This window comes from Dactylosporangium sp. NPDC006015 (genome assembly GCF_040614215.1).
Taxonomy (GTDB): Bacteria; Actinomycetota; Actinomycetes; order Mycobacteriales; family Micromonosporaceae; genus Dactylosporangium; species Dactylosporangium maewongense.
The window spans coordinates 161702-181450 of the sequence record NZ_JBEXUD010000002.1 but is presented as its reverse complement, the minus strand read 5'-3'; the positions used below and the strand labels follow the sequence as shown (position 1 = coordinate 181450).

The 19749-nt window shown below is 71.2% G+C and carries 18 protein-coding genes; 10 read left to right on the top strand and 8 right to left on the bottom strand.

What is annotated here, in order from left to right; genetic code table 11:
* Positions 1-203: 203 nt before the first annotated feature.
* From ABZ321_RS03910 to ABZ321_RS03900, 3 genes are all read left to right on the top strand, one after another.
* The gene (locus ABZ321_RS03910; protein WP_344515200.1) at positions 204-821 is read left to right on the top strand and encodes a hypothetical protein; all 618 of its coding nucleotides are present in this window, start codon (positions 204-206) and stop codon (positions 819-821) included.
* 96 nt (positions 822-917) lie between these two features.
* Positions 918-2180 carry a nucleotide sugar dehydrogenase gene (locus ABZ321_RS03905; RefSeq protein WP_354889169.1) on the top strand — a complete coding sequence of 421 codons (1263 nt, stop codon included), beginning with the start codon at positions 918-920 and terminating at the stop codon, positions 2178-2180.
* 47 nt (positions 2181-2227) lie between these two features.
* Positions 2228-4225 carry a hypothetical protein gene (locus tag ABZ321_RS03900; protein WP_354889167.1) on the top strand — a complete coding sequence of 666 codons (1998 nt, stop codon included), beginning with the start codon at positions 2228-2230 and terminating at the stop codon, positions 4223-4225.
* A gap of 182 nt (positions 4226-4407) precedes the next feature.
* On the opposite strand, the gene ABZ321_RS03895 is transcribed toward ABZ321_RS03900, so the two are convergent.
* The gene (locus ABZ321_RS03895; protein ID WP_344515194.1) at positions 4408-5568 is read right to left on the bottom strand and encodes an LCP family protein; all 1161 of its coding nucleotides are present in this window, start codon (positions 5566-5568) and stop codon (positions 4408-4410) included.
* Positions 5569-5718: 150 nt separating this feature from the next.
* On the opposite strand from ABZ321_RS03895, the gene ABZ321_RS03890 reads away from it, so the two are divergent.
* The 3 genes from ABZ321_RS03890 to ABZ321_RS03880 are packed head-to-tail and all read left to right on the top strand — an operon-like array spanning position 5719 to position 10305.
* Positions 5719-7635, top strand: a complete 1917-nt coding sequence (locus ABZ321_RS03890; protein ID WP_354889165.1) for a hypothetical protein — start codon at positions 5719-5721, stop codon at positions 7633-7635.
* 40 nt (positions 7636-7675) lie between these two features.
* On the top strand, positions 7676-8629 hold the full coding sequence (locus ABZ321_RS03885; RefSeq protein WP_344515190.1) for a glycosyltransferase family 2 protein: 954 nt from the start codon (positions 7676-7678) through the stop codon (positions 8627-8629).
* Entirely contained in the window at positions 8626-10305 is a 1680-nt protein-coding gene (locus ABZ321_RS03880) for a hypothetical protein (protein WP_354889163.1), read from the top strand. The genes ABZ321_RS03885 and ABZ321_RS03880 overlap by 4 nt, the downstream gene beginning before the upstream one ends.
* A 427-nt stretch (positions 10306-10732) precedes the next feature.
* Here ABZ321_RS03880 and ABZ321_RS03875 read toward each other — a convergent pair whose 3' ends face one another.
* Positions 10733-11614, bottom strand: a complete 882-nt coding sequence (locus ABZ321_RS03875) for an RNA polymerase sigma factor SigF (RefSeq protein WP_344515186.1) — start codon at positions 11612-11614, stop codon at positions 10733-10735.
* 520 nt (positions 11615-12134) lie between these two features.
* Between ABZ321_RS03875 and ABZ321_RS03870 the strand changes: the two genes are divergently transcribed.
* Complete coding sequence (locus ABZ321_RS03870; protein WP_033363591.1) at positions 12135-12338, top strand: cold-shock protein; 204 nt, start codon at positions 12135-12137, stop codon at positions 12336-12338.
* A 265-nt stretch (positions 12339-12603) separates the two neighbouring features.
* Here ABZ321_RS03870 and ABZ321_RS03865 read toward each other — a convergent pair whose 3' ends face one another.
* From ABZ321_RS03865 to ABZ321_RS03850, 4 genes are all read right to left on the bottom strand, one after another.
* Positions 12604-12879 carry a hypothetical protein gene (locus tag ABZ321_RS03865; RefSeq protein WP_354889161.1) on the bottom strand — a complete coding sequence of 92 codons (276 nt, stop codon included), beginning with the start codon at positions 12877-12879 and terminating at the stop codon, positions 12604-12606.
* An 82-nt stretch (positions 12880-12961) separates the two neighbouring features.
* Positions 12962-13273 carry an STAS domain-containing protein gene (locus ABZ321_RS03860; protein ID WP_354889159.1) on the bottom strand — a complete coding sequence of 104 codons (312 nt, stop codon included), beginning with the start codon at positions 13271-13273 and terminating at the stop codon, positions 12962-12964.
* Positions 13270-13626, bottom strand: a complete 357-nt coding sequence (locus ABZ321_RS03855; RefSeq protein ID WP_354889157.1) for an ATP-binding protein — start codon at positions 13624-13626, stop codon at positions 13270-13272. The genes ABZ321_RS03860 and ABZ321_RS03855 overlap by 4 nt, the downstream gene beginning before the upstream one ends.
* A gap of 45 nt (positions 13627-13671) precedes the next feature.
* A complete protein-coding gene (locus tag ABZ321_RS03850) occupies positions 13672-13935 on the bottom strand; it encodes a hypothetical protein (RefSeq protein WP_354889155.1) in 264 nt (87 codons plus the stop codon).
* Between the two features lie 299 nt (positions 13936-14234).
* Here ABZ321_RS03850 and rho point away from each other — a divergent pair, with 299 nt between their 5' ends.
* The gene (rho, locus tag ABZ321_RS03845; protein ID WP_344515175.1) at positions 14235-15455 is read left to right on the top strand and encodes a transcription termination factor Rho; all 1221 of its coding nucleotides are present in this window, start codon (positions 14235-14237) and stop codon (positions 15453-15455) included.
* A 1420-nt stretch (positions 15456-16875) separates the two neighbouring features.
* Here rho and ABZ321_RS03840 read toward each other — a convergent pair.
* Both ABZ321_RS03840 and ABZ321_RS03835 read right to left on the bottom strand, forming a co-directional pair.
* On the bottom strand, positions 16876-17757 hold the full coding sequence (locus ABZ321_RS03840) for a hypothetical protein (protein WP_344515173.1): 882 nt from the start codon (positions 17755-17757) through the stop codon (positions 16876-16878).
* A gap of 34 nt (positions 17758-17791) precedes the next feature.
* Positions 17792-18754, bottom strand: coding sequence for a zinc-binding alcohol dehydrogenase family protein (locus ABZ321_RS03835; protein ID WP_354889153.1), 963 nt, complete (start codon positions 18752-18754; stop codon positions 17792-17794).
* 72 nt (positions 18755-18826) lie between these two features.
* Between ABZ321_RS03835 and ABZ321_RS03830 the strand changes: the two genes are divergently transcribed.
* Positions 18827-19165 carry a helix-turn-helix domain-containing protein gene (locus ABZ321_RS03830; RefSeq protein ID WP_344515169.1) on the top strand — a complete coding sequence of 113 codons (339 nt, stop codon included), beginning with the start codon at positions 18827-18829 and terminating at the stop codon, positions 19163-19165.
* The gene (locus ABZ321_RS03825; RefSeq protein WP_344515167.1) at positions 19162-19734 is read left to right on the top strand and encodes a 50S ribosomal protein L11 methyltransferase; all 573 of its coding nucleotides are present in this window, start codon (positions 19162-19164) and stop codon (positions 19732-19734) included. The genes ABZ321_RS03830 and ABZ321_RS03825 overlap by 4 nt, the downstream gene beginning before the upstream one ends.
* The last annotated feature ends 15 nt before the right edge of the window (positions 19735-19749 follow it).

Sequence of the window (19749 nt, the reverse complement as noted above, 5' to 3'; positions counted from 1 at the left end):
GCCCATATCGGGGTGATGTGAAGTCTACGGTGAAATTCATGCGACCCCGAACAAGATCCGCACTGACCGCCCTCGCGGGGGCAATCGTCGCGGCGGCAGTGCTGGGAGCACCGACCGCCGCCCACGCCGAACCCGGCGGTGGAGCAGCGGCCGCTGCTGCCTATCCGGCTCCCGAGCCGGTCCTCAGGGTGAGCTCGGCCTCTGTGAGCACCGGTGGCGTGGTCTGCATCGCGGGGAAGCGGTTCCTTCCCGGAGAGCCGATCTCGATCCGCGTCCAGTACCGCGTCACCCGGCACTCCGGCGGCTTCGACGGCCCGTTCCCCGCCAGGGTGAGCGGCGACCGCCGCACGGACGACGACGGCAGGTTCGAGGCGAACGTCCGGCTCACCTCGCCGGGCTACGCCACCATCAAGGTCACCGGCAAGAAGTCCAAGCAGACGGCGACCGTCACCGTGCGGGTGCTCGCCTGGCGCGGCAACTACAGCTTCGGTGGCGACGACTTCTTCGCCGGCACGCCGCTCGGCAACGGCGTGCGCCACGACGGCGGGGGCGACAAGTGGGACGGCGGCGACCGGCCGGCCGGCTTCTTCGGCCCGTTCTTCGGCGGCTGGAGCCCGTTCCGGCTGTCGGCCAACGAGACCAGCCTGACCGACTCGTCCTCGACGGCCTCGTCAACCGGCGCGGCCACCGAGTCCACCGACCTCGCCGCCGGCGACACGCAGCACCGCGGCGCCCCGGGCGCCGACCTGCTGGCGGGCCTGCTCGGCCTCACCGCACTGGCCGGCAGCGGCTTCGTCATGCGCCGCCGGCGCGCCTCCTGACACCGACACCAACCAACACCACCAACTCGCATCTGCGTTCGACCCGTCGGCCTCGTTTCGGCCGGCGGGTCGAGTGTTCCCACCCTTAGGATGATCATGGGCAAAACAGTCATCATCGGGCAGGGCTACGTCGGCCTTCCGCTCGCCATCCGAGCGGTCGAGGCGGGCGACGACGTCGTCGGGCTCGACGTCGACACCGACCGGGTCAAGTCCCTCGGTGCCGGCATCTCCTTCGTCGAGGACGTCCCGGACGACCTGCTCACGTGGGCACTGGAGACCGGCCGGTACCACCCGACCGAGGACTACGCGGACGCCGCCGGCTTCGACACGTGCGCGATCACCGTGCCGACCCCCCTCACCGACGGCGTGCCCGACATCAGCCACATCGAGCAGGCCGCGCTGCAGCTCGCCCCGCACCTGCGGCCCGGCTGCACGGTCATCCTCGAGTCCACCACCTACCCCGGCACCACCGAGACCGTCCTGCGGCCGCTGCTGGAGCACGCCTCCGGCCTCAGCGCGCCCGACGACTTCTTCCTCGGCTACAGCCCCGAACGCATCGACCCGGGCAACCCCACCTGGCACCTGGACAACACCCCGAAGCTCGTCTCCGGCATCGACGAGGCGTCCCTGGCCGCCACGACGCGCTTCTACCAGCGGTTCGTGCAGCGGCTGGTGCCCGTCTCCGCGCCGCGGACGGCCGAGCTGACGAAGCTCTTCGAGAACACCTTCCGCCACATCAACATCGCGCTGGTCAACGAGCTCGCCATCGTCGCCAACCAGCTCGGCGTCGACGTCCGCGAGGCGATCGGCGCGGCCGCGACCAAACCGTTCGGGTTCATGGCGTTCGACCCCGGCCCCGGCGTCGGCGGGCACTGCCTGCCGATCGACCCGTCGTACCTGTCGTGGCAGGTCAAGCGCGAGGTCGGGCAGCGCTTCCGGTTCATCGAGCTGGCCAACGACGTCAACGAGGGCATGCCCCGCTACGTCGTGCAGCGCCTGGCCGCCGGCCTCAACGACCGGTACAAGCCGATCAGGGGCAGCCGGATCCTGTTGCTGGGCCTCGCGTACAAGAGCAACGTCGGCGACCTGCGCGAGTCGCCGGCCCGCGCCGTCGCCGAGCTGCTCGTCGCGCAGGGCGCCGAGGTGCACGCCGTCGAGCCGCACGCGGCGCAGCGCGACACCGGCAACGTCAGCGGCGTGACGCTGGTCGACCTGACCCCGGCCGAGCTGGCCGCCGCCGACGCCGTCGTGCTGCTCACCGACCACGACGACTTCGACTACGACATGGTCGAGCGGCACGCGAGCTACATCTTCGACACCCGGGCCCGCTGCCACGGCGCGACGGTCGAACGCCTCTAGGTTTCTCACCCTGCGGCGGCGCCGCGGTCGTCGGGTAGCTTGGCCCGGTGATCGTGGTGCCGCTGCTCACATTCGTGGCCGTCGCGTGCCTGTGCCTGCGCCTCGGCGGCGGCGTGCGGCTCGCGCTGCTGCGGGCCGCCGTCATCACCGGCGGCGCCGCTTGCCTCGCCGTCGAGGCGCTGTCATCGATCCACGCCCTGCACCGGCCCGCCGTCATCGTGGCCTGGCTGCTCGCCCTCGCGGTGCTGTCCGCCTGCTGCTTCTGGTTCGTCCGCCGCTCCACGCCTGCCGGCTTCTTCCGGTTCATCAGGCGCTCCGCGCCCGCTGAACCGGAGATATCAGCATTCGCCACTTCGTGGCGCTCCGCCCGCGCCCGGTGGGCCGGCCTCGCGCGGGTCGAGCGGCTCATCGTCGGCGTGCTCTGCGGGCTCTTCCTGCTCGACCTGGTCGTCGCGCTCGTCGCACCGCCCAACAACTACGACTCGCAGACCTACCACCTGCCGAAGATCGAGCACTGGGTCCAGCGGGGCGACGTCGACTTCTACCCGACGATCATCGACCGGCAGCTCGCGATGGCGCCGGGCGCGGAGTACCTGCTGCTGCACCTGCGCCTGCTCACCGGCGGCGACGGCTACTACAACCTGGTCCAACTCGCCGCCGGCGTCGGCGTCGTCCTCGCCGCGTCCCGCATCGCCGGCCAGCTCGGCGGCGGCACCCGCGCCCAGCTGATCACCGCGCTCATCGTCGGCACCACCCCGATGGTCGTGCTGGAGGCGACCAGCACCCAGACCGACCTGGTGGTCGCGCTGTGGGTCGCCTGCGTCGCCACCTTCACCCTCGACGGCCTGCGCGCCCGCTCCGGCGCGCTCGACACCCTGCTCATCGGCGCCGCCGCCGGGCTGACCCTGCTGACGAAGGCGACCGGGCTGCTCGCCGCCGGGCTGCTGCTCCTCGTCTGGGTCGGCGCGCAGCTGCGCCTGCGGTGGTGGCGCGGCCTGGTCGCGGCCCTGGCGACGGGCGCGCTGATGCTGCTGCTCGCGGGTCCGTCCCTGCTACGGGTCCAGCAGACCTACGACAACCCGCTCGGCCCGGCGCACCTGCGCGAGTCGATCTCCATGCAGCGGCACGACCCGGCCTCGGTCCTCGTGAACGGCCTGCGCATCGCGGAGACCGCGCTCCAGACCCCGATCGGCCCGCTCAACGACGCGTTGGCCGCCGGCATCATCGGGATCGCCGGCGTCCTCGGCGTCGACCCGCAGGCCCGGGACATCACGTACTGGAACGAGAAATACCCGTACATGTCATGGCCGCCGGACGAGGACCGCGTGTCGCTGCCCGCGCAGGGCGTGCTGATCCTGCTCGGCGCGCTGCTGCTGGCCTTCCGCAAGGGAACCAGGCTGTATGCCGGCGTGTTCTGGCTGGCGCTGCTCGCCTACGTCATCACCGTGAAGTGGCAGCCCTGGGGCAACCGGCTCATCGTCTTCCTGATCGTCCTCGGCGCGCCGCTCGCCGGCCTCTGGATCGCGAGCCTCACCGGCCTCGCCGGCGGTCGTGCCGGAGCTCCCACCGGCGGCGGTCGCTTCGCGGGGGTCACCGGCCGCCGGGTCGCGACCTGGATGACGACCGGCGCGCTCGCGGTCGGGGTCGCGGCGGGCGGTTTCGCGGTCGCCTACGGCTGGCCCCGCCGCCTCGTCGGCCACGGCTCGATCTTCACCACCTCCCAGATGGAGCAGCGCTTCATCCGCGAGCCGCAGTGGCAGCGCGACTACGAGTGGGCCGCCGCCGCGGTCCGCGCCTCGGGAGCCCGCCGGGTCGGCCTCGTGCAGGGTTACAACACCTGGGAGTACCCCTGGTGGATCCTGCTGCCCGGCACCGAGATCGTGTCCCTGCAGTCCCTCCAGCCGAACCTGCCCGCCGCGTCGAACACCACCGTCGACGCCATGGTCTGCGTCAAACCGATCCGCCCCTGCGAGTTCTACAGCTCACCCACCTGGCAGGTCCACCGCCAGGGCGACGTCGCCTACGTCATCATCCGCAGCCGGTGAACCCGCCGGCTTCGGCCACGGACATCACCTCACGCGACGCGGACCCCCGGTCGTCATGACGGCCAGTCCGGTGCTTGGATCACCACGTCGATGGCCGTCAGGCCGATGGGCACCAGGCCGGTGGACGCGGCGGCGTTGTGAGCGCCGGCCGGATCGACCGTGGTCGGCCCGCGGTGCGGTGGTCAGCTGCTGGAGCTGACGATGCTCGGGTTGGCGGCGACGAAGGCCGGCACGGTCTTGGTGCGCACGGCGCTCAGCAGGTCCAGGGTGGTCTGGTCGAGGGCCTCGGCGCCAGGGTTCTCCGGGGAGGCGTGGAAGCCGCCGTCGTTGGTCTTCAGGGTCAGCATGCGGTCGCCGTCGATGCTGCGCATCGCGAAGATCCAGTCGTCGAGGCCGATGCTGCCGGTGTCGATGGTCATGGCGCGGCCGATGACCTCGAGGACCTTGTTGAGGGTGCTCGGGTTGCCGATGACCTCTTTGCTGGCGATCTTCTTCAGCAGCGCCTTGATGAACTGCTGCTGGTGGCGCTGGCGGTCGTAGTCACTCTTCGGGAGGGTCTCGCGCTGGCGGACGAAGTCGAGCGCCTCCCACGCGGCCAGGTGCTGGTAGCCCACCTCGTACACCTTCGGCGTGACGCCCTTGATCGGGATCAGGACGGTGCCGCCGTTGGGGCCGTCCTTCTGCTCGAACGGGACCTTCGTGTTGCCCTTGGCGTCGTGGCCGATGTGGACGGAGACGGTGCGCTGGTCGACGTACATGTCGACGCCGCCCAGGACACGTACGACGTCCTGGAAGCCGACGAAGTCGACGATCGCCGCCGCGTCGAACGTGACGCCCCAGTTCTGCTTGATCGTGGCGGCGAGCAGCGTCGTGCCGTGCTTGCGCGCGTCCTTGCCGGTGAGGCCGTAGCCGCCCTCGGCGAACGCGCCGTTGATCTTCGACTTGCCGCCGTTGTAGGTGCGCTTGCCGTTGCTGTACTTCGGGATCGCGACCCACGTGTCACGCGGGATGGAGATCAGGAACGCCATGTCGTGGCTGGCCGGGATGTGCAGGATCAGGATCGAGTCGGAGCGGATCGGCTCCGTCGGGTCCTGGTTGGGCCGCGGGTCGATGCCGATCAGCAGGAGGTTCTTCGCGCCGTTGACCGAAGCGTGCTTGCCCTGGTCCGACGGCAGCAGGTCTTCCTTGTTGACGCTGCGGGTCGCATAGCCGAAGACGGCGTCCTTGAGCACGAACGTCGCGCCCGAGACGATCATCAGGAGCGCACCGGCGATCACGAGGATCCGCGCCCACAGTGGATCCCGCCGGCCGCGACCCTTCCGCCGCGCCACGCCCTTCGTCAACTCCCCGCCACTCCCCGTATTCGGCAATCACCTTCCGTTATGAAGGCCGGCCCCGGAAGCCTTCTGCACCGTACCTGGACGACGCGATATCGTCACCTCCCGTCGGCGACGTTGCATCGCCGGTGCCCCCGATCGATACGGAGCGTGTTGGTGATCCGCAAAACGGTGGTGGCGCTGGCGCTCGCCTGGCTCGTCCCGCTCGCGACCCACCAGCTGCATCTGGACTTCGTGCTTCCGGTGCTGGTCCTGGCGGGCGCCGTGGCGATCCAGCGGGGCACGACGAGCCTGCTGGACCGGGTCGTGACGGCCGGGAGCCAGCTGTTCGGCGCGGCCTGCGTCTTCGGGATCGCGATCACGCTGTGGCCCGGCCACCTGCATCCGACATTGATCGCCGGCATTGCGCTGTCGGTGTTGGTACTGATCGCGGCGGCCACGGGCCGGGTGCCCGAAATGCCCCCGATGCGCAAAGACGCACTCCTCGCCGTGGCCGTCGCCGCGGTGTCGCTGGTGGCCCTCGTCCCCTACGTCGTCCGCGACCTCGGCGGCCGCCTCGGCCTCCCGCTCGCCGGCGAGGACATCGCCCGCCACTACCTGCTGTTCGACGTCATCGGCCGCACCGGCGGCTACCTGTTCATGCGGCCGGAGGCACTGCGCCCGTTCGTGCCCGACGCCGAGCTGACCGGCATCGCCAACTACCCCCAGGGCCTGCACTTCAGCTACGCCGTCCTGGACCGCTTCGTGCGCTCGTCGGGGCACAACGCCGCGCCCGCGACCGCCGTCGACGTCATGGTGTGGCTGCTCGTCGGCACGTACCTGCTGCTCGCCCTCGCCGTGCTGTGGGCCGCCCGCCGCATCGCCGGCCCGGGCACGAGCCCCGCCCGCCTGCTGCCGGTCCTCGCGCTCGCCGCCGCCTGGCTGGTCCTCGGCGACCCGGTGACCGTCCTGTCCCGCGGCTACCCCAACGAGCTCGCCGGCCTCACCTGCGCCGCCGTCCTCACCGCGGTCGTCGCCCGCCCCCTGACCCGCCGCGGCGAGCAGACCGCGACGGTCGCGCTGCTGCTGGTCGGCGTCTCGTTCACCTACTCGCTGTTCCTGCCCTACGCGGGGATCGTCGCCGCCCTGTGGGCCGTCCGCGCCCGGCTGTGGCGGTTCTGGTGGGCGTGGCTGGTCGCGGTCGCGGTCGCCGGGCTCGCCGCGATCGGCCCGCTGACCGCGGCACGCGCCTCCAGCGGCGGCCAGCTGCTGCTCAACGGCACCGCCCGGGTCGTCGACCGGCCCGCCACGGCGCTGCTCGTGGTGCTCGCCGCGATCGGCGTCCTGGCGCTGCGCAGCCCGCGGTTGCGCGCCGCCGGGTTCGCGCTCGCCACCGCCGGGCTGATGGCGGCCGGGCTCGGCGCGTACCAGCTGGCCACCCTCGGCAGGACGGTCTACTACTTCGACAAGCTCCTGCACCTGCTGATCGTCGTCGCGCTGTGCACCCTCGGCGGGCTCGCCAGGCTCCGCTTCAAGGCCACCGCCGCCGTCGCCGTGCCCGTCGTGCTGCTCATGGTGGTCGCCGGCGGCAAGTGGCACACGACGCCGGTCGCGCCGGGCGTGAAGCTGGCGCTCGGCAAGGACCGTGGCTCCCCGGAGGCGGCCCGCGACGCGCTGCTGATCGCCAGGATGTTCCCCGACGGCGGCGGCGCGATGAACGTCAACCTCATGAGCACGCCCTGGCGTAACTGGTCCGGCACGCTCGGTGCCGCCGCCCTGCAGGGCCAGTACCGGAACTTCCCGGGATGGTCCGGACTGCTGTACCCCGGCGGCAAGGGCGGCACGATGGCCGACCTCGACCGTCTCGTCGCCGACAGCCCGGTGCCGGTCCGGTTCTTCCTGCACGACCCGGCGGCCAGCCTGCTCGTTGTGGATACGGATCACCCGAGCCGCCCCGCGGTGCGGGCCGGACAGCCGCTGCCGGTAGCCTTCGGTGATCCGGCGGCACCGTCGAACATCGAGGCAGCGCGCGCGCTCGCCGCGAAGTATCCGACAAAAGTGCAGCTCGTGTACGCTACGCCAGCGAACCCTTAAGGATCGCCGAGACGGATTGGTCATCGTGCAAACACCCGTGGTGAGCGTCGTCATTCCGACGCGCAACAGGCCCGAGCTGGTGGTCCGGGCCGTGCGCAGCGCACTGGACCAGACGCTGCGGGAGATCGAGGTCGTCGTCATCATCGACGGACCCGACGCCGCGACAGTCGCAGCCCTTCGCGAGATCGGCGACGAGCGGGTCCGCTGGGTCGAGCGGGAGACGTCCGGTGGGGCGCCCGCAGCGCGCAACCACGGCGTCGACGTCGCCGCCGCCGAGTGGGTCGCGTTCCTCGACGACGACGACGAGTGGCTCCCGGAGAAGCTGGAAACCCAGCTGTCCCGGGCGAAGGCGTCCGGGGTGCCGCTGCCGATCGTGGGCAGCCGCCTCTACATGCGCACGCCGCGCGCCGAGCTGATCATGCCGCGCCGCGTCCCGGCGCCCGGCGAGCCGATCAGCGAATACCTGGCCGTGCGGCACGGGCTCTTCCACGGCGACGGGTTCATCCAGACCTCCACGATCATGGCGCCGACGGCGCTGCTGCGGAAGGTGCCGTTCGCCGACGGGCTGCGCCGCCTGCAGGAGCTCGACTGGACGCTGCGCAGCCTGCAGGAGGAAGGCGTCGACCTGATCTACGCCGAGGAGCCCCTCGTCATCTGGTACGCCGACGAGAACCGCCCCAGGATCAGCTTCGACGCACCGTGGAAGCAGTCGCTGGTCTGGCTGCGCGAGACCCGCCCGCGGGTCACGCCCCGCGCCTACGCGGCGCTCGCGATGAGCGTCGTCGGCTCGATGGCCGCCGCCAGCCGCAGCCCGCGGGTCTTCTTCGACCTGCTCGGCGAGGCCCGCCGGCACGGCAAGCCCAGCATGACCGACTACGTGACCTTCCTGCAGGTCTGGCTGGTCCCCGCCGGGCCGCGGCGGGTCGTGCGCGACTTCTTCCTGAGCCGCAGCCGGCGCAAGGGCAAGAAGCAGCTGCAGGCCAGCGCCCGATGAGCAGGCGCACCGCGATCCCCGCGGGCGCCGTCGCCGTCGTCCTGGCGGTCCTCGCGGCGATCCTGGAGCACGGCCGCACCGGCAGCGTCAGCGAATCGGCGGAGGCCTTCGCCGCCGCGGTCATCGCGCTCGGCGTCATCGGCCTCGCGGCCAGCCTGCGCGGCATCACGCTGCGCGGCGCGGTCACCGGCGGGCTCTTCACGCTCGCCGGCGTCCTCACCTGGACGTCCACCCACCACCCGATCGTCATCTGGGCCGTGCTGTTCGTCGAGGTCGTCGTCTTCGCCGTCTGGGGCCGGCCGTGGCTGCGCACCCTGCGGGAGCTGCCGGGCCTCGGCGGCGCCTGGCTCGGCCTGTCCTACTGGGTCTTCGGCGTGCTGGGCGCCCTGTTCGTCCTGCGCGCCGGCCACCTGACCGTGGCGGCGCAGCGGCTGGCGTACCTCGGCGTCTTCACCCTCGCGGTCCTGGCCGTCGTCGCCACGACCCGGCGGGACCGCGCCGGCGACTCGGCCGGCGACTCGGCCGGCGACTCCGCCGGCGACCGGCACCGCGACCTCAGCATCGGCATGGCCGCGGCGATCCTCGTCGGCATCGGCGCGCTGCTCTACTTCGGCGCCGGCAGCCTCTTCGACGAGCTGCACGCCATCCCCGACAGCGCCTCGGCCCGCATGATGCGCAACCGCTTCTGGGGCGGCTCCGGCCTCTTCTACCACCCGAACTCCCTCGCCGGCCTCGTGGTGATCGCCGCCGTGCGGGTCGGGTTCGACCGGGCGTTCGCCGCCTGGCAGCGCGTCGGCGTCGCGGCCGTCGCCGCCCTGGTCCTCTCGATCAGTGACTCCCGCACCGGATTCGTGTTCGCCACAGCCGCCGCGTGTGCGTTCGCGGCAGTTGTACTGCTCCGCCACTGGACGGGCCGGAAGAGCCTTGGTGGCCGGACCGGCCACGCCGCCGGTTCCCAGCCTTCTGAGCAGCGCCGGAGCGAGACCACGGCCGGCGGGCAGGACGGCGACCTCGACCGCTGGGGGCGGCCCGCGCTGGTGGCGGTCGCGATGCCGTTCCTGGTGCTGGTGGCCGTCTTCACCATCGGCGGCGGCAGCGACTTCCTGTTCCGCGACCGGTTCACCGACGGCGGCAACGACGTCACCAGCGGGCGCACCGACACGTGGCGCCAGGTCTGGGTCGACTGGGAGCACGCCGGCTGGGCCGAGAAGACCTTCGGCGATGCCCGCACCTCGCGGGCCGTCGTGCACCGGGTCGACGACGGCGCCCCCAAGGAAGGCCCGCGCCGCGACCTGAACACCGACAACGCCGCGGTCGGCGCCTTCCGCCGCGGCGGCGTCCTCGGCGCGATCGGCTTCCTCATCGGCGTGGCGCTGCTGCTCTGGCACGCCCTGCGCGGGCTCTGGCAGGCGGTCGTCCTGCGCCGCCCCGGCGTCCGCCACCCCGCGACCTGGTTCACCGTGGCCGCGGCCGCCGCCGTACCGACGATCATGACCGAGGACTGGGTCATCGGCGGCACCAACGGCGCGATCTGGCTCGTCCTGCTCGCCGGCGAGGTCCGCTCCAGGCGCACCGCCGAGGCCCCCGCGATCGTCCCGGTCCAGGCCCCGTCATCCGCCCCGACCGAGCCCGCACAGTCGGCCGCCCCCGCGGCGTCGGCTGATCCTGCGCCGTAGGCCGAGAGCGGTCACGACACGTCCCGGGCCTGATCCGCTCCCAGCGGACCGCATCGGCGCGCCGGACCTGTCCGTCGCGGTCGCCCCGGGCCTGATCCGTTCGGGGTGGACCGCATCGGCGGGCCGGGTGTCCGTCGCGGTCGTCCCGGGCCTGATCCGTTCGGGGTGGACCGCATCGGCGCGCTGGGCTGTCCGTCGCGGTCGTCCCGGCCCCGGGACCGTCGAAGCCCTCGGAGAAGTCGGGTCCGGAGAGCGGCCGGGGCGACGGGGTTCGTTGCGAGCGGTCGCGGCGCATTCAGCGTCCGATCCCGTTTTTCGGTCCAATTCCGGCATTGTGGGGCATTGACCGGCGTCTGTGCAGCGCGAACGGCCCGGAGGATGCGACATTGCATTCCTCCGGGCCGCAGACGCTTGCGGACGGTGACGGTTACTCGGCGAGCGCGGTCAGCTCGGACCGGAGGGTGCGCAGCGCGCCCGCAAGAAGGCGGGACACGTGCATCTGGGAGATTCCGAGCTGGGCGGCGATCTGCGACTGGGTCAGATTGCCGTGGAACCGCATCGCGATGATCTTCTGCTCGCGCTCGGGCAGTTTGGCCAGGATGGGGCGCAGGGCCTCGCGGTTCTCGACGTTGACCATGTCGGGGTCCTCGCCGCCGAGCAGGTCGCCGAGGCCGTTGGCGCCGGCGTCCGTGCTGTCGCCGGCGGGGGCGTCCAGCGACAGCGCGCGGTACGCCTGCCCGCAGTCCAGGCCCTCGATGATCTCCTCCTCGCTGACGTTGAGGCGGGCGGCGAGGTCCGCGACCGTGGGGGAGCGGCCCAGGTCCTGGGCGAGGTCGCCGGAGACCTTCGAGATCTCCAGGCGCAGCTCCTGCAGGCGGCGGGGCACCCGGACGTCCCAGCCCTTGTCACGGAAGTGGCGCTTGAGCTCGCCGACGATCATCGGGATGGCGTAGCTGGTGAAGGCGGCACCGCGGCCCGGGTCGTAGCCGTCGACCGACTTGATCAGGCCCAGGTTGGCGACCTGGACGAGGTCGTCGAACTGCTCGCCGCGGTTGCGGAAGCGCCGGGCCAGGTACTCGGCGAGAGGGATGTACAGCTCGATGAGGCGAGCCCGGACGCGGTCGCGGTCGGCGCCGGCGGGCAGGTCGCCGAGCAGCGACAGCAGGGCCTTGGCCTGGGCGTCGTTGGCCCGCGTGCTGCTGCTCTCGGTCGGGGTCTCGTGGCTCTTGGCGATGGCGCGGCTGACGTCCCGGGAGGCGGGGACGGACGGCGCGGACACGGCAGCGGTGCTGGAGACAGAGATCGTCATCGGGATGACCTTTCGGGGGCGTTTGACCGGAACAGCGGTGACGGCACGGTCGTCATAGCCGTGCGGGAAGGGGTTGCGTCACCGTGCCGGGGCAGGCGCTGAGCGCACTGGAGCCGGCGCCGGTCGGGAATCGCTCTCGACACCCGTTGTTTGAGTGCCGGTGCAAGACCTGCGAGGTCAGCCTGAGGGCCGGTCCGCCGCTGCTGGACGGGAGCCCTAAATCGTCCGTTCGGACGAGGTGACCGAGCCCGACTGTACTAGAGCGATGCGCCAAATGCGAGATGAGCGCTCCCACGAGGTGTGGAGAGGCCGTGTTGTCACTGGCTGTTGAGTCCATCAATACTCTGTGTGTATGGAAGGAATGGTTGTGCATTTCGATTCGGTAGTGGATCCGGTCCGTATGCCGATACCGGGGCTGCGTTTTCGTAGCGCGCAAGCTACCGTCTCACCCGTGGCGTGCACCTGATTCAACATTGATCCGTGAGGTGCGGGTCGGGGTGTCGTCGCTAAGGAGTTACACGTGGCATCAGGCACGGTGAAGTGGTTCAACTCGGAGAAGGGCTACGGCTTCATCTCGCAGGACAACGGTGGACCCGATGTGTTCGCGCACTACTCGGCGATCCAGGCCACCGGCTACCGCGAGCTGACCGAGGGTCAGAAGGTCGAGTTCGAGATCACTCAGGGCCAGAAGGGTCCGCAGGCCGACAACATCCGTCCGGTCTGACACACCCTTAGTCGTAGGCCGAGACCCGCTTCACGGCCGAAGGAGTATGCAAGCCCCCGTCCGGTGCGTCCGGCGGGGGCTTTGCGGTTCCTGGACACCCGCGGCGGTCCGTGGACGGCTGCGGCGGTTCCTGGACGCCTGCGGCCGGCGGTTCGTGCGCGGCCGCGGCGGTTCCTGGACGCCGCTGGGTGGTCCGTAGCCGCCGCCGGGGCGGTTCCTGGAGGCCGCCGCGGCGCTTCCGGGGCGCCGCGACGGGAAGAAATTTTCAGGCCAGCGCGGTCGGGCGGGCGAAGACCTCGGGAGTGCACGAGTGGGCGTACGCCTGCCGGATCATCCGCAGCGCCCAGTTCATCCTGGGCGAGGCGGTCTCCGGGTGGTCACCGAACTCCGCGGCGACCGTCGCGACGCAGCCCTGCACGCCGATCTGCCGGAGCGTGGTCGTCACCGCTGCGCGCACGTCAGCCTCCGCCGGAATCTGGGACATCTGCAGCGTGGAGGCGAAGAGTGCTTCAGCGCGGACCGCTTCGAACGTCGACTCCATGGTGGTGACCTCCTGCTCTTTGCTCCCCTGCTGTGGTCCAGCTAACTCCTGACCGGGTGCCGGGATGTTCCGAGTTCGGTTGCTAAACGGTTAGGCCGAACGTCTCCAGCAGCCCGGTGAGCTCTAGCAACCGGTGGACGGCGGGGCTGGTGCCGATGATGCGCAGTTCCCCGTCGATGTCCGCCTGGGCGGCGACGAGGACCTGAATGCCGGTCGAGTCCATGAACGGCACGCCGGTGAGGTCGAGATCGACCCGGGAAGGCGCGTACGCACGGATGGCGTCGCGCAGCGACTCGATGAGGGTGGGGGCGCTCGTCATGTCGAGCTCGCCGGTGGCGGTCACGAGGACCGCGCCCTCGCCGGCGGGAGAGACCAGTGCGGCGAATGCGGTCACAGTTGCTTCACCACCCTGAGCAGCAGGCCGTCGCCGCCGACGTCGACCGTGTCGGCCAGGCTCGAGACGACCTGGAGAGACGGTTGCGATGGCAAAAACGCGTCAGGGGCATCCGGCGGAGACGTGACTTCGATCACGCACGCCTTCTCATTGACAGTAGCGCGGACCTGGAAGGCGACGCCCACCCGTACGTGACTGATCACGTTGGCCCAGGTCTCGGAGACGATCAGGCCGATGTCGGCGCGTGTCTGCTCGCCGACGCCGAGACCGGCGAGCGCGCCGTCCAGCACGTGCCTGAGAGTGTTCATGCGATCAAGATCGCGTGGCAGGTCGACGGTCAGGCGCAGGTCCACAATCGCAGTGTTACCGCACAGCGGAGATCGGAAACGCGCCGCAGGTCAGCCGGCGTATGCGAACTCGCGGCCGGCCAGCTCCTGGTAGGCGGCGTCGATCATGTTCAGCGCCCAGTTCATGCGGGCGGCCGCGGTCTCCGGGTACTCGCCGAACTCGCCGGCGACGCGGGCGGCGCAGCCCTTGATGCCGAACCGGCGCAGCGTGGAGGTGACCGCGGAGCGGATCTGGACCGGCGACGGCTCCTGCGAGGCCTGCAGGGCGGAGGCGAAGAGGGCCTCGGCGCGGACCGTGTCAAACGTGCTGTTCATGTCATCCCCCCGGCTGCTGTGCTTCCCGACTGCAAACAGCGTTTCGCCGGGATGGTGCGGCTTGGTCCGCCGTACGGTTGCCGGAAGGTAGCGTGTCGACTACGGACAGATACTTGCTCTGGAGGGCTTGACGAGCTACGGTCAAGCGAGTCCCGCGGAAGTCGGCAGTCTGTCGCCCGGGGACCACCTTTCTCAGACGCGTGTCACGCCCTCTCGCAGGAAGCCAAGGTCACACGCGTTTCGGCCAGTGTTCTCAGGGACACAAGCCACCTCACACGCCAGTCCCGAGGAGGACGCCCATGGCCCCAACCGAAGTGTTGGATCGATCCGCCAAGCAAAGTCACGCAACGAAGCCTCGCCGTACCAGAGCGGCACAGCGCAACCGGGACCACAGCCGGCCCGGAGGTCAGCCCCAGCCGCCCGAGTCGGGTGAGGCCCGGGACGTCGCCGGCATCGCCGACATCGTCCGCGACAAGATGATCCTGAGGGTCGACAGCTACAGCCCCGGCCCCGACGACGTCGCCATCCCGGCGGCGATGGTCCGCCGGTACGGGCTGCGCCACGGCGACGCGATCACCGGCAGCGCCAACGGCTCGACGCTCACCAGGCTCGACACCGTGCACGGCAACGACCCCGAATGGGCCCGCAGCCGGCCCGAGTTCAGCAAGCTGACCGCGCTCTTCCCGCAGGAGCGGCTGCGGCTGGAGACCGGACCGCGGCAGCTCACCAACCGGCTCATCGACCTGGTCATGCCGATCGGCAAGGGCCAGCGCGCGCTCATCGTGTCGCCGCCCAAGGCCGGCAAGACGATGGTCCTGCAGTCGATCGCCAACGCGATCGCGCACAACAACCCCGAGGTCCACCTCATGGTCCTGCTCATCGACGAGCGGCCCGAAGAGGTCACCGAGATGCAGCGGTCCGTGCAGGGCGAGGTCATCGCCTCGACGTTCGACCGGCCGCCGTCGGAACACACCGGCATCGCCGAGCTCGCCGCCGAGCGCGCCAAGCGCCTCGTCGAGCTGGGCCACGACGTGGTCCTCCTGCTCGACTCGATCACCCGGCTCGGGCGCGCCTACAACAACTCCGCCCCCGCCTCCGGCCGCATCCTCACCGGCGGCATCGACGCCAACGCGCTCTACCCGCCGAAGCGCCTGCTGGGCGCCGCCCGCAACATCGAGAACGGCGGGTCCCTCACGATCATCGCGTCCGCGCTGGTCGAGACCGGCTCCACCGGCGACACGGTCATCTTCGAGGAGTTCAAGGGCACCGGCAACGCCGAGCTCAAGCTCGACCGCAAGCTCGCCGACCGCCGCGTCTTCCCCGCGATCGACATCGACGCCTCCAGCACCCGCCGCGACGACGTCATCCTGCACCCCGACGAGCTGCTGGCCGTCTCCCGCCTGCGCAAGGCCCTGGCCGCAGCCAACGGCGGCGCGACCGAACAACTGCTGGACCGCCTCGCCAAGACCCAGTCCAACGCCGAGTTCCTCACCATGCTCCTGCGCGGCAACGCCACCTGACCCCACCTCCCACTACAGAAGGTGACGCCCCGCCCACGATTGAATGATCAATTTTTTCGTGCGGTGTAGCGTAGGTATGCAGGACGCCGCCGCCGGTGCCTTCACGATCTGCCAGCGGTGGGGCGCGCTCGAGACCCCTTGTCGTGGCACCGTCCGCCACGCCGTCAGCACAACCCGCCATTCCGCGCCGCCCGCGAGGGGGTTGGTGAGGGGTAGGACGGTTCGCGCCGCCAGCGCGAGTGCCGGTTCGGGAGGGCGCGCGGGACTTCACGCCCGTCCAGCGCGACGCGAGCGGGGGGTTCCGGGTGAGAACGGGCTCCGTGAGCGGGCTCTGGATGAGGCGAGCGGGCCCTGGGTGAGAGCGGGCCCTGGAGGGCGATGGTGGTCTCCTGGGATGGTGGTCTCCTGGGGATGAGAGCGGGTCTCCTGGGATGAGAGCGCGGCCCCGGCGTGGAGGGAGCGGGACGCGTTGTCGACGGGCCGCTGGTCACGTCGCCAGCGCAGCCGTCTGTGAGGCAGCCGTCTGTGAGAATGCCGGACGCCGCGTCCACGGTTCGCCGGCCAGGGCTGGGAGCCCGGCGCGGGGCGGGCACGGGCCGGTCCGCTGTTTCGCGTCGCCGGCGCGAGGACGTCCGTGAAGGGGGAAGGCATCGCGCCTGGTCGGCGCGGATGGCTTGGATTCGCTCCCGGTCAGTGCCGACGGCTTCGGGTGTCAGCGCGAGTGGGCTCCGCGCGAGTGTGGCTCCGGGTGCCAGCGCGAGCGGGGCGGCATCGAGAGCCTTGGGCCTGCCGAGATCCAGGGCAGCGCGGTGCGGGACCTCCGGGGTGAACAGAGCGGGCGCCACGTTCCTGGGCCGCTGGTTGCGGTGCCACTGCGGCCATCCGTGGTTGCCAACGCGGCTCCCGCGAAGGGGGCCAAACGCTGTGGACTCGCGGCCAAATTCGCGGTGCCGGCGTGGTAATTCGCGGTGCCGGCGTGGCGATGTCCGTTGCGAGGGCGGAGACGCTGTGTGCACGCGCCGCTGGTCGCGGCGCCCGGGGCTAGGGCGGCCGTGATAGAGCAAGACGTCGTGGCCGCGGTTGCGGTGCCGGGGTGGGGCGTCCGTGATGGAGCAAGACGTCGCGGCCGCGCTTGCGGTGCCGAGTGGGGCGTCCATGAAAGGGGCAAGACGTCGCGGCCGTTGTTTGTGGTGCCGGGGTGGGGGCGTCTGTGACGACGGCGGGACGCCGCGTCCTCGAATCCGCTGGTCACGGCGCTGGCGCTAGGGCGTCCGTGGAAGAGGGCAACCCGACTGTGCCCGGTCAGCGCGAGCGGGCTCCGGGAACAGCCAGGCTCCGGGAGGGGGTCGGCGCGAGCGGGGCTCCGGGGCTTCAGGAGATCAGTCGGGCTGCGGGAAGATCGGTCGCGGTTCTGGAGGGGTCAGCGTGAGCGGGCGCCGGGGGTGAGGCGGACCAGGGCGTCGTCTGCGGACAGGACGCCCAGGGCTGAGGCGTACGCCATCTCGCGGCCCCAGGAAGCGACGTCGGCCGGGGCCAGGTCGGCCACGCCCTCGACGGTTGTCAGGTGTTCGCGCAGGCCGAGCCAGCTCTCCGTCGCGGCCACGCCCTCGGGGGTGGTCTGGTCGGCCCAGTTGAAGTCGACCACGAAGTACTGCGCCAGGTAGACCGCGGCGGCGCCGATGATCGCGCCGGTGACCTGGTCGGGGACCTTGGCGCTGAGCTCGCTGTCCACCCACCACCAGGTGATGAACATCAGGAGCGCGGGCAGGATCGCGCCGAGGAGCAGGGCGCGGCGGGTCTTCGGGGCCAGGCGGGGGGTGCAGAGGCCGCGCGTGCGGGCCTCGGCGACCACGGCGCGGTAGAAGGTGCGGCGCCACCTACGGGCCTCTGTCCAGCTGTCGAACGCCAGGCTGGTCAGGGTCGTCTCCCCGTTGACCGACAGGTGGTGGACCCGGTCGAGGATCTGCTGCTCGTACGGCGTCAGGCTCCGGCCGTCGCCCTTGCGCAGGCGGGCCGTCGTCTGCGCCGGCTCGCCGGCGGCCGGGGAGCCGGTCTCGCGCAGCTCCAGAAAGCCCCGCGCGGCCAGGTCGAGCAGCGTGCTGTCGATCGCGTCCTCGTCGGAGCGCCACCGGTTGACCATCAGGCTGACCACCGCCGGCGGCTCCTGTCCCGGCAGGTCGGTGCGCGCCGGCCCGGGCTCGGGCAGCCGGGGGCGGGAGCGCCAAAGGGTCACCGCCACCGCGGCGGCCCAGACGGCCAGCGCGGCGGGCACGCTGAACTCAAGGAACGGTGGCCAGTCCACGATGATCCTTCCCACGGGGGATGGGGAGATGCCATCACTCTAGCGGCTCAGCCACCACCACCTTGCCGACCATATGTCCGTCTTCAACCATTTCGTGGGCACGTGTGAGCGACGCCGCGTTCAGGCCGTCCAGCCGGGTCGTCAGCGTGGAGCGGATGGTGCCGGCGTCGACGAGCGCGGCGACCCGGTCCAGCAGCTTGTGCTGGGCGATCATGTCCGGGGTCTGGAACAGCGGCCGGGTGAACATCAGCTCCCAGTGGAAGCTGATGCTCTTCGCCTTGAGCGGCAGCAGGTCCAGTCCCGCAGGCTCGTCGATCGCGGTGATCGCCCCGCCGGGCCGCAGGATCTCGGCGAAGCGCTCGATCAGGCCGGGCCGGCCCGTGCTCGGCGAGAAGATGTAGTCCACCTCCGCCGGGAGGTCGTCGTGGTGCACGACGTCGTGCGCGCCGAGCGAAAGCGCCCAGTCACGCGACTCGGCGCGGGACGCGGTGCCGATCACGGTCAGGCCGGTCAAGGCCCGCGCCAGCTGGATCATCATCGAGCCGACCCCGCCCGCCGCGCCGAGCACCAGCAGCGTGCCCGTCGACTGTTCCGAGAGGCGGAACCGGTCGAACAGCGTCTCCCACGCCGTGATCGTCGTCAGCGGCAGCGCGGCCGCCGACGCGAAGTCCAGCGAGCGCGGCTTGCGCCCCACGATCCGCTCGTCGACCAGGTGCAGCGCGGAGTTGGTGCCGGGACGGTCGATGCTGCCCGCGTAGTACACCTCGTCGCCCGGCGCGAAGAGCGTCACCTCGCCGCCCACGGCCACGACCACCCCGGCCGCGTCCCAGCCGAGCACCCTGTCCCCGCCGCCCTTACGGACCTTGTGGTCGACCGGGTTGACCGAGACCGCTTTCACCCGCACGAGCAGGTCCCGCGGGCCGGGTGCGGGCACTGGCAGTTCGACGTCCCTGAGGCCGTCCGCCGTGCTGATCACGGCCGGCATGTTCGTACTCATGCCGCCGACGCTATCCAGAGCGCCCTAGTTACCCGCAAGGGTGATGAGTTTCCATTGGGTACTGTTGGCCGCGTGCCCGACGACGTCTATGCGGCCTGCTGCCCGTGCCGCGACATGCTCGACCTGCTCGCCAACAAGTGGAGCGCGCTCGCCCTCGGCGCGCTGGAAGACGGGCCGCGGCGTTTCGGTAGCCTACGGACCCGACTGCAGGGCATCAGCCCGAAGGTCCTCACCGTCACCCTGCGCAAGTTGGAGGAGCACGGGTTGATCACCCGGAAGGTGTTCGCCGAGGTGCCGCTGCGGGTCGAGTACGAGCTGACCCCGCTCGGCCGGGACGCGTGCGCGCCGCTCGCGCACCTGCGGACCTGGGTCGAGTCCAACATCCATCGCTTCCCGGCAGCGGCGGCATGATCCTTCCGCTGCTGCCCGAGCTCACCCTCGACCTTGCCGACGAGGACGCGGGCCTGTTCGACGCCACCGGGGGTTCGTACCGCAGCGAGGAGCCCCCGCCGTTCTGGTCGTTCGCGTGGCCCGGCGGGATGGCGCTGGGTCGCTTCCTGCTGGATCAGCCGCTGTACGTGGCCGGCCGCAGCGTCATGGACCTGGGCGCCGGCTCGGGGCTGGTCGGCATCGCCGCGGCCCGCGCCGGCGCCTGCACGGTCACCGCAGTCGACACCGACCCGGCGGCCCTGGCGGCCTGTGCCCGCAACGCCCGGGCCAACGGCGTCGACATCGTCACCTCGTCCGTCCCGGTCGACGCCGAGGTCATCGTCGCCGGCGACGTCTTCTACAGCGGCCCCGTGGCCGAGCGGGTCCTCGGCTTCCTGCGCCGCAGCGGCGCGGAGGTCCTGGTCGGCGACCCCGGCCGCGGCTACCTGCCCACCCGCCTGTTCGAGGCGCTCGCCACGTACGAGGTCCCGGTCCGCGTCAAGCTCGAAGACCAGTGCGCGATGCGCACCACCATCTGGCGCCTCCGCTGACCGTCGCTACATAGA

Bases quoted from the DNA above. Each gene is read 5' to 3' on its own strand.
- ABZ321_RS03835 (WP_354889153.1), bottom strand. From the start codon at position 18,754: ATGAGTACGAACATGCCGGCCGTGATCAGCACGGCGGACGGCCTCAGG.
- ABZ321_RS03905 (WP_354889169.1), top strand. From the start codon at position 918: ATGGGCAAAACAGTCATCATCGGGCAGGGCTACGTCGGCCTTCCGCTC.
- ABZ321_RS03850 (WP_354889155.1), bottom strand. From the start codon at position 13,935: ATGAACAGCACGTTTGACACGGTCCGCGCCGAGGCCCTCTTCGCCTCC.
- ABZ321_RS03880 (WP_354889163.1), top strand. From the start codon at position 8,626: ATGAGCAGGCGCACCGCGATCCCCGCGGGCGCCGTCGCCGTCGTCCTG.
- ABZ321_RS03865 (WP_354889161.1), bottom strand. From the start codon at position 12,879: ATGGAGTCGACGTTCGAAGCGGTCCGCGCTGAAGCACTCTTCGCCTCC.
- ABZ321_RS03875 (WP_344515186.1), bottom strand. From the start codon at position 11,614: ATGACGATCTCTGTCTCCAGCACCGCTGCCGTGTCCGCGCCGTCCGTC.
- ABZ321_RS03825 (WP_344515167.1), top strand. From the start codon at position 19,162: ATGATCCTTCCGCTGCTGCCCGAGCTCACCCTCGACCTTGCCGACGAG.
- rho (WP_344515175.1), top strand. From the start codon at position 14,235: ATGGCCCCAACCGAAGTGTTGGATCGATCCGCCAAGCAAAGTCACGCA.